The organism is Streptomyces umbrinus (assembly GCF_030817415.1).
In the GTDB taxonomy this organism is placed as follows: Bacteria; Actinomycetota; Actinomycetes; order Streptomycetales; family Streptomycetaceae; genus Streptomyces; species Streptomyces umbrinus_A.
Genome location: NZ_JAUSZI010000002.1, coordinates 3,651,974 through 3,664,703, shown reverse-complemented (window position 1 = coordinate 3,664,703; position 12,730 = coordinate 3,651,974). Strand labels below are relative to the sequence as shown.

9 protein-coding genes are annotated in these 12,730 nt (G+C 71.4%); 6 read left to right on the top strand and 3 right to left on the bottom strand.

Annotated elements, in window-relative coordinates:
• Positions 1-259: 259 nt before the first annotated feature.
• The 6 genes from QF035_RS16055 (at position 260) to QF035_RS16030 (ending at position 5,259) form a co-directional block, all read left to right on the top strand.
• The gene (locus tag QF035_RS16055) at positions 260-1,102 is read left to right on the top strand and encodes a helix-turn-helix domain-containing protein (RefSeq protein ID WP_307521022.1); all 843 of its coding nucleotides are present in this window, start codon (positions 260-262) and stop codon (positions 1,100-1,102) included.
• Between the two features lie 112 nt (positions 1,103-1,214).
• Complete coding sequence (rimO, locus tag QF035_RS16050; protein WP_307521021.1) at positions 1,215-2,705, top strand: 30S ribosomal protein S12 methylthiotransferase RimO; 1,491 nt, start codon at positions 1,215-1,217, stop codon at positions 2,703-2,705.
• The gene (pgsA, locus tag QF035_RS16045; RefSeq protein WP_307521020.1) at positions 2,702-3,466 is read left to right on the top strand and encodes a CDP-diacylglycerol--glycerol-3-phosphate 3-phosphatidyltransferase; all 765 of its coding nucleotides are present in this window, start codon (positions 2,702-2,704) and stop codon (positions 3,464-3,466) included. Before rimO ends, pgsA begins: the two co-directional genes overlap by 4 nt.
• A complete protein-coding gene (locus QF035_RS16040; RefSeq protein WP_307521019.1) occupies positions 3,463-4,008 on the top strand; it encodes a CinA family protein in 546 nt (181 codons plus the stop codon). The genes pgsA and QF035_RS16040 overlap by 4 nt, the downstream gene beginning before the upstream one ends.
• Positions 4,009-4,117: 109 nt before the next feature.
• Positions 4,118-4,492 (top strand): helix-turn-helix domain-containing protein, encoded by a 375-nt coding sequence (locus tag QF035_RS16035; RefSeq protein WP_055509692.1) that lies wholly within the window; start codon positions 4,118-4,120, stop codon positions 4,490-4,492.
• A gap of 296 nt (positions 4,493-4,788) precedes the next feature.
• Positions 4,789-5,259 carry a Dps family protein gene (locus tag QF035_RS16030; protein WP_307521018.1) on the top strand — a complete coding sequence of 157 codons (471 nt, stop codon included), beginning with the start codon at positions 4,789-4,791 and terminating at the stop codon, positions 5,257-5,259.
• A gap of 558 nt (positions 5,260-5,817) precedes the next feature.
• Here the strand turns inward: QF035_RS16030 and QF035_RS16020 are convergent.
• The 3 genes from QF035_RS16020 to QF035_RS16010 form a co-directional block, all read right to left on the bottom strand.
• On the bottom strand, positions 5,818-6,582 hold the full coding sequence (locus tag QF035_RS16020; protein ID WP_307521016.1) for an SDR family NAD(P)-dependent oxidoreductase: 765 nt from the start codon (positions 6,580-6,582) through the stop codon (positions 5,818-5,820).
• A gap of 88 nt (positions 6,583-6,670) precedes the next feature.
• The gene (locus QF035_RS16015) at positions 6,671-7,471 is read right to left on the bottom strand and encodes an Fpg/Nei family DNA glycosylase (RefSeq protein ID WP_307521015.1); all 801 of its coding nucleotides are present in this window, start codon (positions 7,469-7,471) and stop codon (positions 6,671-6,673) included.
• Between the two features lie 147 nt (positions 7,472-7,618).
• A complete protein-coding gene (locus QF035_RS16010) occupies positions 7,619-12,604 on the bottom strand; it encodes an ATP-dependent helicase (RefSeq protein WP_307521014.1) in 4,986 nt (1,661 codons plus the stop codon).
• Between the last annotated feature and the right edge of the window lie 126 nt (positions 12,605-12,730).

Sequence of the window (12,730 nt, the reverse complement as noted above, 5' to 3'; positions counted from 1 at the left end):
ATGGGCCACGGCCACGTGGGTGAGCACGTCAGGGCCACGTGGGTGATTCGAACGTGACTCACCCGTAAGGGAACCGTGAGCAACCGTTTCCCTTCGCCGCACGTCAAGTTGAGGGAAGGGAAAGGCACGTGTCCCACCATCAGGATGACCAGCCGTTCTGATGGCGTACAAAGTCCCACCGCCCGGTTGCCCCACCCTTTCGCAACCCCCCTAGACTGAACCTCCAGCACAGGTGGCTACACGCTCGAAAGGCGCCCCCGTGTCCATCGGCAACTCCCCTGACGACAACTCCCCTCAGGACGAGCCTCCCATCGAAAAGGGTGATCGCCCTTCGATCGGCCGTGCTCTGCAGCAGGCGCGCATCGCGGCGGGGCTGACAGTCGACGACGTCAGTAACGCCACCCGGGTCCGCATCGCCATCGTGCACGCGATCGAACAGGACGACTTCTCGCCCTGCGGCGGCGACGTGTACGCGCGCGGTCACCTGAAGACGCTGGCGCGCGCCGTTCACCTCGATCCGGCGCCGCTGCTCGCCCAGTACGACGGTGATCACGGCGGGCGGCCCGCGCCGACCCCCGCGGCACCGATGTTCGAGGCCGAGCGGATCCGTCCGGAGCGCCGGGGGCCCAACTGGACCGCCGCCATGGTCGCCGCGATCGTCGCGGTGATCGGCTTCGTCGGGTTCACGATGGTCAAGGACGACTCGGACGGCTCGAAGACGCAGGTCGCCGAGGGATCCACGCCCACCGCCAGCAAGCCCGTCAAGACCAAGCCGACCCCCACCAAGCCCGCCGATCCCAAGCCCGACCCGTCGGACAGCGCCATCGCGGCCGCGCCGCAGGACAAGGTGACCGTCCAGGTGACCGCCCCCGACGGGCGCAGCTGGATCTCCGCCAAGGACCACAACGGCCGGCTGCTCTTCGACGGCTTCCTGAAACAGGGCGACTCCAAGACCTTCCAGGACAAGGAGAAGATCGACCTCGTCCTCGGTGACGCCGGAGCGCTCCAGCTCTACGTCAACGGCAAGAAGATCGAGGACGAGTTCCAGCCCGGTGGGGTCGAGCGCCTCACGTACACGAAGGGCGACCCCGAGGTCGGATGAGCGACCCAGAGGTCGGAGAAGCGACCTCAAGGGGCATGCGGGTACGGGGTTGGCCAAGATCGGCCAACCCCGTCGACGTGGGGTGTCAGTGGGACGAAGTAGTCTTGAGCCCATGCCTGAACGCCGTACCGTCGCACTCGTCACTCTTGGCTGCGCCCGTAACGAGGTGGACTCGGAGGAGCTCGCAGGCCGCTTGGAGGCGGACGGCTGGCACCTCGTGGAGGACGCCGAGAACGCGGACGTCGCGGTCGTCAACACCTGTGGCTTCGTCGAGGCCGCCAAGAAGGACTCCGTCGACGCCCTCCTGGAGGCCAACGACCTCAAGGGCCATGGGAGAACGCAGGCCGTCGTGGCCGTCGGCTGCATGGCCGAGCGGTACGGCAAGGAGCTCGCCGAGGCCCTTCCCGAGGCCGACGGAGTGCTCGGCTTCGACGACTATGCCGACATCTCCGACCGCCTCCAGACCATCCTGAACGGCGGAATCCACGCCGCCCACACCCCGCGCGACCGGCGCAAGCTGCTGCCGATCAGCCCGGCCGAGCGGCAGAGTGCGGGCACGGAGGTCGCCCTTCCGGGGCACGCTCCCGTCGATCTTCCGGAAGGCCTCGCTCCGGAGTCCGGCCCCCGCGCACCCCTGCGCCGCCGACTCGACGGCTCACCGGTCGCCTCGGTGAAGCTGGCTTCCGGCTGCGACCGGCGCTGCTCCTTCTGCGCCATCCCGTCCTTCCGCGGCTCCTTCATCTCGCGACGGCCGTCGGACGTCCTGGGAGAGACGCGCTGGCTGGCCGAGCAGGGCGTCAAGGAGGTCATGCTGGTCTCCGAGAACAACACCTCGTACGGCAAGGACCTCGGCGACATCCGCCTCCTGGAGACCCTGCTGCCCGAGCTCGCCGACGTCGACGGGATCGAGCGGGTGCGGGTCAGCTACCTCCAGCCCGCCGAGATGCGGCCCGGGCTCATCGACGTACTGACCTCGACCCCGAAGATCGCGCCCTACTTCGACCTGTCCTTCCAGCACTCCGCCCCCGGTGTGCTGCGCGCGATGCGGCGCTTCGGGAGCACCGACCAGTTCCTGCAGCTGCTCGACACGATTCGCTCCAAGGCCCCGCAGGCCGGTGTGCGGTCCAACTTCATCGTGGGCTTCCCCGGCGAGACCGCGGACGACCTGGCGGAGCTGGAGCGCTTCCTGACCGGCGCGCGGCTGGACGCCATCGGCGTCTTCGGGTACTCCGACGAGGACGGCACCGAAGCGGCGACGTACGAGAACAAGCTGGACGAGGACGTCGTCGCCGAGCGTCTCGCGCGCGTGTCCCGGCTCGCCGAGGAGCTGGTCTCCCAGCGGGCGGAGGAGCGCGTCGGGGAGACCCTGCAGGTGCTGGTCGAGTCCCTGGGCTCCGCCGGCACCGACGGCGAGGAGGAGCCCGCGTACGGCCGTGCCGCGCACCAGGCGCCCGAGACCGACGGCCAGGTGCTGTTCACAAGCGGCGAAGGTCTCACCGTCGGCCGTATGGTCGAGGCGAAGGTGGTCGGTACGGAAGGTGTCGACCTGGTGGCCGAGCCGCTCCCGGGCTCGCTCGCATGTACAGAGGAGGCGGCCAGATGACCGGAGTCCCGGCATCCGCGGCGGGCGGCCCCGGTGCGCCCGGTACGCGCGGTGCTGCCGGCGCCTCCAGCGCTTCCGGCAAGGGAACCTCCGGAACCTCCGGTACAGGTGCCACCGGCGCCCAGGGCTCGAAGACACCGCGTAGCGCGAAGCTGAGCGCCGCGGCCGTCAACCAGGCCAGCCTGTGGAACGTCGCCAACCTCCTCACCATGCTCCGGCTCGTACTCGTGCCGGGCTTCGTGGCGCTGATGCTGGCCGACGGCGGATACGACCCCGTGTGGCGGGCCTGGGCCTGGGCGGCCTTCGCCGTAGCCATGATCACGGACGTCTTCGACGGCCATCTGGCCCGTACGTACAACCTCGTCACCGACTTCGGGAAGATCGCCGACCCGATCGCCGACAAGGCGATCATGGGAGCGGCGCTCATCTGTCTGTCCTCGCTAGGCGATCTGCCGTGGTGGGTGACGGGCGTGATCCTCGGGCGTGAGCTCGGAATCACCCTGCTGCGCTTCGTGGTGATCCGCTACGGCGTGATCCCCGCCAGCCGCGGCGGCAAGATAAAGACGCTGACGCAGGGAGTGGCCGTCGGGATGTACGTCCTGGCGCTGACGGGGCCCCTGGCGACCCTGAGGTTCTGGGTGATGGCTGTGGCGGTCGCCCTGACCGTCGTCACCGGACTCGACTATGTGAGACAGGCCATTGTGCTGCGGCGCCAGGGACTGGCCGAGCGGAAGGCCGCCGCCGAGGAGGCGGAAGCGTGACCTCAACGGCCGCCGAAGTGCTGCGACTACTCACGGTGAGGGGCGAGACGCTCGCTGTCGCCGAGTCGCTCACCGGCGGTCTGGTGGCGGCGGACCTCGCGGCGGTGCCCGGAGCCTCCAAGGCATTCCGCGGCTCGGTGACCGCGTACGCCACCGATCTCAAGCGCGATGTACTCGGCGTCGACGCCACTCTGCTGGATCAGCGTGGAGCGGTGGATCCGCAGGTCGCGGCACAGATGGCGGTCGGCGCCCGCAAGGTGCTCGGCGCGGACTGGGGCATCGCGACCACCGGTGTCGCCGGCCCCGAACCCCAGGACGGACAGCCCGTCGGCACGGTTTTCGTTGCCGTGGACGGGCCGCAGAGCGCGTCCGGCGAAGGCGTTCTTGGCGGGAAAGTGGTGGCGTTGCGGTTGAACGGCTCCCGGACGGAAATCCGTATGGAGAGTGTACGGAGCGTGCTCGCACTGCTTCTGGAGCAGCTTGTGGGCGAACTCACTGAGAATGAGCGGGCACAGGATACGGAACAGAACGGGGGGTTTTGATGTTTGCAGCCCTGAGTGAACACGACATCGCTCCCCGCACGGCCGCGGCGCAAGGCGGTACGGTGGGGCGAGAAGGATGCGGCTACGCGGTCCGAGGAGGGAGCCACCGATGATTCTGCTCCGTCGCCTGCTTGGTGACGTGCTGCGTCGGCAGCGCCAGCGCCAGGGCCGTACTCTGCGCGAAGTCTCCTCGTCCGCCCGAGTTTCACTCGGCTATCTTTCCGAGGTGGAGCGGGGGCAGAAAGAGGCTTCCTCTGAGCTGCTTTCCGCTATCTGCGACGCGCTGGACGTACGGATGTCCGAGCTCATGCGGGAAGTGAGCGACGAGCTCGCACTCGCCGAGCTGGCCCGGTCGGCAGCGGCTACCGAGCCTGTGCCCACACCGGTGCGCCCGAGGCTCAATTCCGTATCGGTGACCGGTGTGCCGCCGGAACGGGTGACCATCAAGGCGCCTGCGGAGGCGGTCGACGTCGTCGCCGCCTGACGCTCACGGGCTCGCGCCCGCGAGCTGAGATGCGAAGAACTGTGTGAGAGCCCCGGCCGGGGCCTTCTCCGGGGAGACCTGGAGGGGGGCGGTCGGGGCTCTTGCGTGGGCGGGGGTCGAAGCCGGGGCGTGGCGTGGGGGTTGTGGCTGATGGCGGTGGCGCGGCTCGGTGGTGTGGCTTGGTGGCCCGGCTTGGCGGTGTGGTGGGTTTGTCAGCGTTTGCCGGTAGTGGTCGGGGCGGCCATGGTGGAGGAGCGGGGGCGGAAGCCGGGGGTCGTGCTGACCGGAGGATGTCCATGTACGTAGTGAAGAGCCCGTTGTCCGATGCCGATCTGAAGACCGTGTCCGAGGCGCTGCAGGGTGCGCTGGTCGATCTGGTGGATCTGTCGCTCGTGGCGAAGCAGATTCACTGGAACGTGGTCGGGCCACGCTTCCGGTCCGTCCATCTTCAGCTCGACGAGGTCGTGGACACCGCCCGGCTGCACTCCGACACCGTGGCCGAGCGTGCCTCCACGCTCGGGGTCTCGCCGGACGGACGTGCCGCGACGGTCGCGACCAGCAGCGGTATCGGGGTCACGCCGGACGGGTGGGTGAAGGACACCGACGCGGTGGGGGCGCTCGTGGACGCGCTCGCGGCCGTCATCGAGCGGATGCGGGAGCGGGTCGGGGCTACTGGGGAGGCGGATCCGGTGAGTCAGGACATCTTCATCGGGATCACCGCGGATCTTGAGAAGCATCACTGGATGTTCCAGGCGGAGAACGGGTGAGGTTGGCTCTGCCGGGTTATGCAGGCTGTGGCTGTGGGGTTGGGCTCGGCTTCGGCTTCGGCTTTGGGTGTGCGGTTGTGGGGCGGGCGCTGGTGGTGTGCGCCGGGCGCCCTGTTCGTGTCGATGCGCCCTGTCGATGGGTTAACTCGGCGGTCTAGCGTCGGGCGTCCGGCTGGAGGTGGTGCCATGGCGGGGCGGATGGGGCGAATAGGCAGGTGGGGGCTGGCTCTCGGCGTTGGAGGGCTGTGGTGGTGGGCCGTGATGCGGCTGGCGTTCGCGCCGGACTCCGGCGTGCTGGAGGGGGCGGTCGCGGCCGGCGGGTGGGGGCTGAGCCTGCTCCCGGTGCACTGTGTGCCGAAGGGGCGAGCCGCGGGGGCGGCCGGGTCGGATCAGTGGGCGGGGCGCGTTTCGGAGGCTTGGCGGAGGTGGCGGGGGCCGCTTGTGGGGCGTGGGGGGTCTTCCTGAGGGGCTTCACGAAGGGCTTTAGAGGGCTTCAGGGATGGTTTCGCGGCGGCTCCTGGGAGGGTGTTGTGCCGGGGGGCGTGCGTCCGTGCCTCGCTACCAAGGCATTGCCACGCCTCCGTTGGGGCGGAGGATCTGCCCCGTTGTGAACGACGAAGCCTCGGAGGCGAGGTGCAGGACCGCGTGGGCGATGTCCTCCGGCTCGCCGACCCGGCCCAGTGGTGACATCCGGGCCATGAACCCCTCGGTCCGCGCCTGGGCCTCGCCGTCGTGGCGGTCGGTCATGGGCGTACGGATCCAGCCCGGCGCGACCGCGTTGACGCGGATGCCGTGCGGGCCCATCTCCGTCGCCAGGGTCTTCGTCAGCTGGACGACGGCTGCCTTCGCTGCTCCGTAGCAGAGCAGGCCCGGCCCGCCGGTGTCGACGGCTCCGGACGCCATCGTGACGATGCTGCCCCGCGTGCCCGATGCGATCATCGCGAGGGCCGCCTCCTGGCAGGCGTACAGAACACCCTTGAAATTGACGCCGAGTACGCGGTCGAGGTCCTCGTCGCGGGTCTCCAGGACCGGGCTGCTGTGCATGATCCCGGCGACCGCGGCCATGACGTCCAGGCGCTCGCAGGTGGCGACCGCCTCTTTGAGCTGGGCGCGGTCGGTGACGTCGAGGGGGTGCGAGTGTGCGGTACCGCCCGTGTCCTTGATGAGGGCCGCTGTCTCGTCCAGGCCCTGGGTGTCGCGGTCCGCGCAGTGGACGGTGGCCCCTGCCTCCGCGAGCAGTACGGCGCTGGCGCGGCCGATACCGCTTGCCGCGCCGGTGACGAATGCGGTGCGTCCGGTGAGGTCGTACGCCGTGACGGGCATGAGGGGACCGTACGAGGGTTTCTGACGGGCCGTCAATTGGTTGCGCGTGGTGGGTTCGTGCGCGACGGGTTGTTCGCGGTGGGTCTGGTCAGGGGTGCGGAGACGGGCCCGGCTGGCAAGTTGGGCACCAGTAGGTGGGGCGCTCCCTGGAGCCGTCGCCCTGGTGCGCGGTGCGGATCGACGTGCGGCAGCGCAGACAGGGGCGGGGCGCGCGGCCGTACACGTACAGGCTCTGGTCGCGGCGGCCTGTGGTGCTGCGGACCGGGCGGTCGCGGTTGGCTTCGAGGAGCTTCCTGGCGAGGGCGGGCAGACGGGCGGCGTGCTCGGCGGGGAGGTCGCCGATGGGGAGCCACGGGGTCGCGCGGAGCAGGAAGCAGAGCTCGCTCTTGTAGATGTTGCCTATGCCGGCGAGGTTGCGCTGGTCGAGGAGGGCCTCACCGAGGGGGCGGGCCGGGTCGCGCAGGAGGTTGGCCAGAGCCTTGTCGGGGTCCCAGTCCGGGCCCAGGAGGTCGGGGCCGAGGTGGCCGACGGCTCGGTCCTCGTCGGTGGTGCGGAGCAGATCCAGTACGGAGAGCCGGTAGCCCACGGCCGTGCGGTTGTTGGTGCCGAGGATCACCCGGATCTGGTGGCCCGGGCCGCCGCTCCAGCGCTCGCCCGGGGCGTACACCTTCCAGGAGCCGTCCATCCGAAGATGCGAGTGCAGGGTCAGGCCGCCCTCGATACGGGTGAGCAGGTGCTTCCCGCGCGGGGTGACGTCCAGGACCGTGCGTCCGGTGAGGTCGGCCGTGGCGTACTTGGCGACTCGGAGGTCGGAGCGGGTGAGCACATGGTCCGCGAGAGCGGTGTGCAGGCGCCGGGCGGTCTGCCAGACGGTGTCTCCTTCGGGCATGGGATCCAGGGTGGCACGGGGTGGGCGGGGTGTCTTGTGTGGTGGGGAAGGCCGGGGGAAGGGGACCGGGCGGCGAGAGGAGCGGGTGGGGACAGGGCCGGTGGTGACGGGTGGGCGTCGGGCGGGAGGTTTTACGCCGCAGGCGGCTTACGCGCGGAGGCGCAGCCCTCGTGGGGTCGCGTGGAAACCGGCTCCTTCCAGGAGGGTGCCGAAGGCGGATGTCAGCGCGGAGGCGCCGTTGACCCGCTCCACCGTCACGGTGCCGAGGGAACCCGCGCGGGCGGCCGCGGCGAGTGCTTCGGCGGCTGTGCGCAGGCGTGGGTCGTGGAGGGGCGAGTCGTCGGGAGGCGAACTGTCGGAGGGCGAGCCGTCGAGGGTGGACGGCCAGGCCAGGAGCGTCTTGCCGCCGCGCTCCATGTAGAGGGTCAGCTCGCCGTCCACCAGCACGACCAGGGAGCCCGCCTTGCGGCCCGGCTTGTGACCGGCGCCGGTGGGGGGCTCGGGCCAGGGGAGGGCCGCGCCGTAGGCGTTCGCGGGGTCGGCGGCGGCCAGCACGATGGCGCGGTTGCCGTTGCCCGCGCGGGCACGGGAGGCGGGGCCTCCGAGGAAGGCCTGCGGGGCCGTACGGGGGGTGTCGGCGAAGGGCGTTGGATATCGATGATCGGAGCCGGGTGTCGCGGCGCCGGGGAAGGGCGGTCCGGAACCGTCGCGCAAGGAGTACGGGTCGTTGTCCGACCGGAGTGCGTCGGAGGCGGGGAAGCCCATGTCGCCCATGTCGTCGAAGGGATCCGGGTGTTCGGTGGGACCGTCGGCGTGGCTCGGTGTGCGTGCACCCAGGCGGCCGCCGGGCAGGGGCATGCCCGGGAACCCGGGCTCGGGCAGGGCCTCGCCCCGCTCGCGGGCGTTGGCCGCCGCGCGGAGCCGGTCCACCGCGCCGTCCATCGCGAACTGGGCGGCGCCCAGCCCCTCCACCACATAGCCGCGGCGGGCCTGGCCGCTCTCCTCGAAGGCGGACAGGATGCGGTAGACGGCGGAGAAGCCGCCCTCCACACCCTCTGCCGCGACCGCGCCCCGGGTGACCACGCCGTGCCGGTCGAGCAGAGTACGGGCCAGGGTGTGGGCGCGGACCGTGGCGTCGGGTTCGAGGGCGGGGAGCAGCGACCAGCGGCCCGCGACGGTCGGCGGGCCCGTCCGGGACTGGGGGCGTGCGGCGGCCGTCAGGCTTCCGTACCTTCCGCGGGGCACTGTGCGTTTCGCGCGGTGCGCGGTGGAACCCGCGGTGCGGCCCGAGCCGAGGAGAGAGCGCATCGGGCCGAGGGTGTCGTTGGTCAGACGGCCCGACCAGGCCAGGTCCCAGATGGCGTCGGCGAGTTGGGGATCGGTGGCATCGGGGTGCGTGGTGGCACGGATCTGGTCGGTGATCTGGCGGAAGAAGAGGCCGTAGCCTCCGGAGAGGGCGTCCAGGACCGACTGGTGGAGCGCGGTCAGCTCCAGGGGATGCGGGGGCGGCAGGAGGAGGGGCGCGGTGTCCGCCAGGTAGACGGACACCCAGCCGTCCTTGCCGGGCAGCGCGCCCGCTCCGGCCCAGACGACCTCTCCGGCGGCGGTCAGCTCGTCGAGCATCGCGGGGGCGTAGTGCGCGACGCGGGACGGCAGGACGAGCTTCTCCAGCGCCGACGCGGGCACCGAAGCCCCCTGCAACTGCTCGATGGCGCGCACGAGTCCGTCGATGCCGCGCAGACCGTGCCCGCTGCCGAGGTGCTGCCACTGCGGCAGGAACTGCGCCAGCGCGGCGGGCGGCACCGGCTCCAGCTCGTGGCGCAGCGCGGCCAGCGAACGGTGCCGCAGCCGGCGCAGCACCGCCGCGTCGCACCACTCCTGGCCGATCCCCGCCGGGTGGAACTCCCCCTGTACTACGCGACCGGCCGCGGCGAGCCGCTGCAGCGCCCCTTCGGTGACGGCCGGCCCCAGGCCGAAGCGGGTCGCCGCCGCGGTCGACGTGAACGGGCCGTGCGTGCGGGCGTACCGGGCGAGGAGGTCGCCGAGCGGGTCCTTGACCGGCTCGGTGAAGGCCTCCGGGACGCCGACCGGCAGCGCCGTGCCGAGCGCGTCACGCAGTCGGCCCGCGTCCTCGATCGCCGCCCAGTGGTCGGCCCCGCCGATCCGGACCCGGATGGCGCGGCGGGCCGAAGCCAGGTCTTGGGCCCACTCCGGCTCGGCGTCGCGCTCGGCCAGTTCGGCGTCGGTGAGCGGGCCGAGCATCCGCAGGAGGTCCGCGACGCTTTCGGTGTCCTTGGCGCGGCGGTCCGCCGTGAGCCACTGGAGCTCCCTCTCCAACTCCGTCAGGACATCGGCGTCCAGGAGCTCGCGCAGCTCCGCCTGGCCGAGGAGCTCGGCGAGCAGACGCGAGTCCAGCGACAGGGCCGCGGCACGCCGCTCGGCGAGCGGGGAGTCTCCCTCGTACAGGAACTGGGCGACGTAGCCGAACAGCAGTGACCGGGCGAAGGGGGACGGCTCCGGTGTCGTGACCTCGACGAGCCGCACCTTGCGGGACTCCAGGTCGCCCATCAGTTCCGTGAGGCCCGGTACGTCGAAGACGTCCTGGAGGCATTCGCGGACCGCTTCCAGAACGATGGGGAAGGAGCCGTACTCGCTGGCCACCTGGAGCAGTTGGGCGGCGCGCTGGCGCTGCTGCCACAGGGGGGTGCGCTTGCCGGGGCTGCGGCGCGGCAGGAGCAGGGCGCGGGCGGCGCATTCGCGGAAGCGGGAGGCGAACAGGGCCGAGCCGCCGACCTGGTCGGTGACGATCTGATTGACCTCGCCCTTGTCGAAGGCGACGTCCGCCGCGCCCACGGGGGCCTGGTCCGAGTCGTACTCCGTACCCAGCTTGGCGGGCTCCTGGTCGAGCAGGTCCAGGCCCATCAGGTCGGCGTCCGGGAGGCGCAGGACGATGCCGTCGTCGGCGTGCATGACCTGGGCGTCCATGCCGTACCGCTCGGAGAGGCGGGCACCCAGCGCCAGCGCCCACGGGGCGTGGACCTGGGCGCCGAAGGGCGAGTGCACGACGACCCGCCAGTCGCCCAGCTCGTCACGGAAACGCTCGACGACGATGGTGCGGTCGTCCGGGATGTGGCCGCAGGCCTCGCGCTGTTCGGCCAGGTAGGACAGCACGTTGTCGGCGGCCCAGGCGTCCAGGCCCGCCGCGAGGAGGCGGAGGCGGGCGTCGTCCTTGGGCAGCGATCCGACCTCGCGCAGGAAGGCGCCCACCGCGCGGCCCAGTTCGAGCGGACGCCCGAGCTGGTCGCCCTTCCAGAACGGCAGCCTGCCCGGCACACCGGGGGCGGGGGACACCAGGACGCGGTCGCGCGTGATGTCCTCGATGCGCCAGGAGCTGGTGCCGAGCGTGAATACGTCTCCCACGCGGGACTCGTAGACCATCTCCTCGTCGAGCTCGCCGACCCGGCCGCCGCCCTTCTTGGGGTCGGCGCCGGCGAGGAAGACCCCGAAGAGGCCACGGTCGGGGATGGTGCCGCCGGAGGTGACGGCGAGACGCTGGGCGCCGGGGCGGCCCGTGACCGTACCCGCGACGCGGTCCCACACCACGCGCGGCCGCAACTCGGCGAAGGCGTCGGAGGGGTAGCGGCCCGCGAGCATGTCGAGCACCGCCGTGAACGCCGACTCCGGAAGCGACGCGAAGGGGGCCGCGCGGCGGACCGTGGTGAGCAGGTCGTCGACCTGCCACGTGTCGAGCGCGGTCATGGCGACGATCTGCTGGGCCAGCACGTCCAGCGGGTTGGCGGGGATGCGGAGGGACTCGATGGAGCCGGTGCGCATCCGCTCGGTGACCACGGCCGCCTGGACGAGGTCGCCCCGGTACTTGGGGAAGACCACGCCTGTGGAGACCGCCCCGACCTGGTGGCCCGCACGGCCCACGCGCTGGAGGCCCGACGCCACGGACGGCGGTGACTCGACCTGGACGACGAGGTCCACCGCGCCCATGTCGATGCCGAGCTCCAGGCTGGATGTGGCGACCACCGCGGGCAGGCGGCCCGCCTTCAGGTCCTCCTCGACGAGGGCGCGCTGTTCTTTGGAGACCGAGCCGTGGTGGGCGCGGGCGATGACCGGCGGGGCACCCTGGGCCGCGCCCGAGCCGCCCATCAGCTCGGCCGGCGTGTGGTGCTCCTCCAAGGGCTCGCCCGTCGCCCTCTCGTACGCGATCTCGTTGAGCCGGTTGCAGAGGCGCTCCGCCAGACGGCGGGAGTTGGCGAAGACGATCGTCGAGCGGTGGGACTGGACCAGGTCGGCGATCCTCTCCTCGACGTGCGGCCAGATCGAGGGGCGCTCGGCTCCCGTGTCGGAGTCCGCGACGGGGGAGCCGCCGAGCTCGCCCAGGTCCTCGACGGGCACGACCACGGAGAGGTCGAATTCCTTGCCGGACGGGGGCTGGACGATCTCGACTTTGCGGTGGGGGGAGAGATAGCGGGCGACTTCGTCCACCGGGCGGACGGTGGCGGAGAGGCCGATGCGGCGGGCCGGCTTCGGGAGCAGCTCGTCCAGGCGCTCCAGGGTGAGGGCGAGGTGGGCGCCGCGCTTCGTGCCCGCGACCGCGTGCACCTCGTCCAGGATCACCGTCTCGATGCCCGTCATCGCGTCGCGCGTGGCCGACGTGAGCATCAGGAACAGCGACTCCGGGGTCGTGATCAGGATGTCCGGCGGGCGGGTGGACAGTGCGCGGCGCTCGGCCGGCGGGGTGTCGCCGGAGCGGATGCCGACCTTCACCTCGGGCTCGGGCAGGCCCAGGCGGACCGCCTCCTGCCGGATGCCGGTCAGCGGGCTGCGCAGGTTTCGCTCCACGTCGACCGCCAGGGCCTTGAGCGGTGATACGTACAGGACCCTGCAGCGCTTCTTCGGGTCGGCCGGGGGTGGGGTCGAGGCCAGCTGGTCGAGGGCCGCTAGGAATGCGGCGAGGGTCTTGCCGGAGCCGGTGGGGGCCACGACCAGCACGTCCGAGCCCTCGCCGATGGCTTGCCATGCTCCGGCCTGGGCCGCGGTGGGCGCGTCGAAGGCACCCGCGAACCATGCACGGGTTGCTTGCGAGAAGCCGCTCAGGGCTCGGTGTGCGGAGCTGACCATGCGTCCATCCTGCACCCGGGCACTGACAACGGGGCTGACCTGCGTTGGATCGACTGCGAGGAGCTGCGAGGGAGCCGTGGGGATTGGCTGCTGGGCAGCTGTGAGGGATTGGCTGTGGGGCGTCGG

Excerpts from the sequence above, each read along its gene's own strand:
- QF035_RS16035 (WP_055509692.1), top strand. The coding sequence starts at position 4,118 with ATGATTCTGCTCCGTCGCCTGCTTGGTGACGTGCTGCGTCGGCAGCGC.
- QF035_RS16015 (WP_307521015.1), bottom strand. The coding sequence starts at position 7,471 with ATGCCCGAAGGAGACACCGTCTGGCAGACCGCCCGGCGCCTGCACACC.
- QF035_RS16010 (WP_307521014.1), bottom strand. The coding sequence starts at position 12,604 with ATGGTCAGCTCCGCACACCGAGCCCTGAGCGGCTTCTCGCAAGCAACC.
- QF035_RS16030 (WP_307521018.1), top strand. The coding sequence starts at position 4,789 with ATGTACGTAGTGAAGAGCCCGTTGTCCGATGCCGATCTGAAGACCGTG.
- QF035_RS16020 (WP_307521016.1), bottom strand. The coding sequence starts at position 6,582 with ATGCCCGTCACGGCGTACGACCTCACCGGACGCACCGCATTCGTCACC.
- rimO (WP_307521021.1), top strand. The coding sequence starts at position 1,215 with ATGCCTGAACGCCGTACCGTCGCACTCGTCACTCTTGGCTGCGCCCGT.
- pgsA (WP_307521020.1), top strand. The coding sequence starts at position 2,702 with ATGACCGGAGTCCCGGCATCCGCGGCGGGCGGCCCCGGTGCGCCCGGT.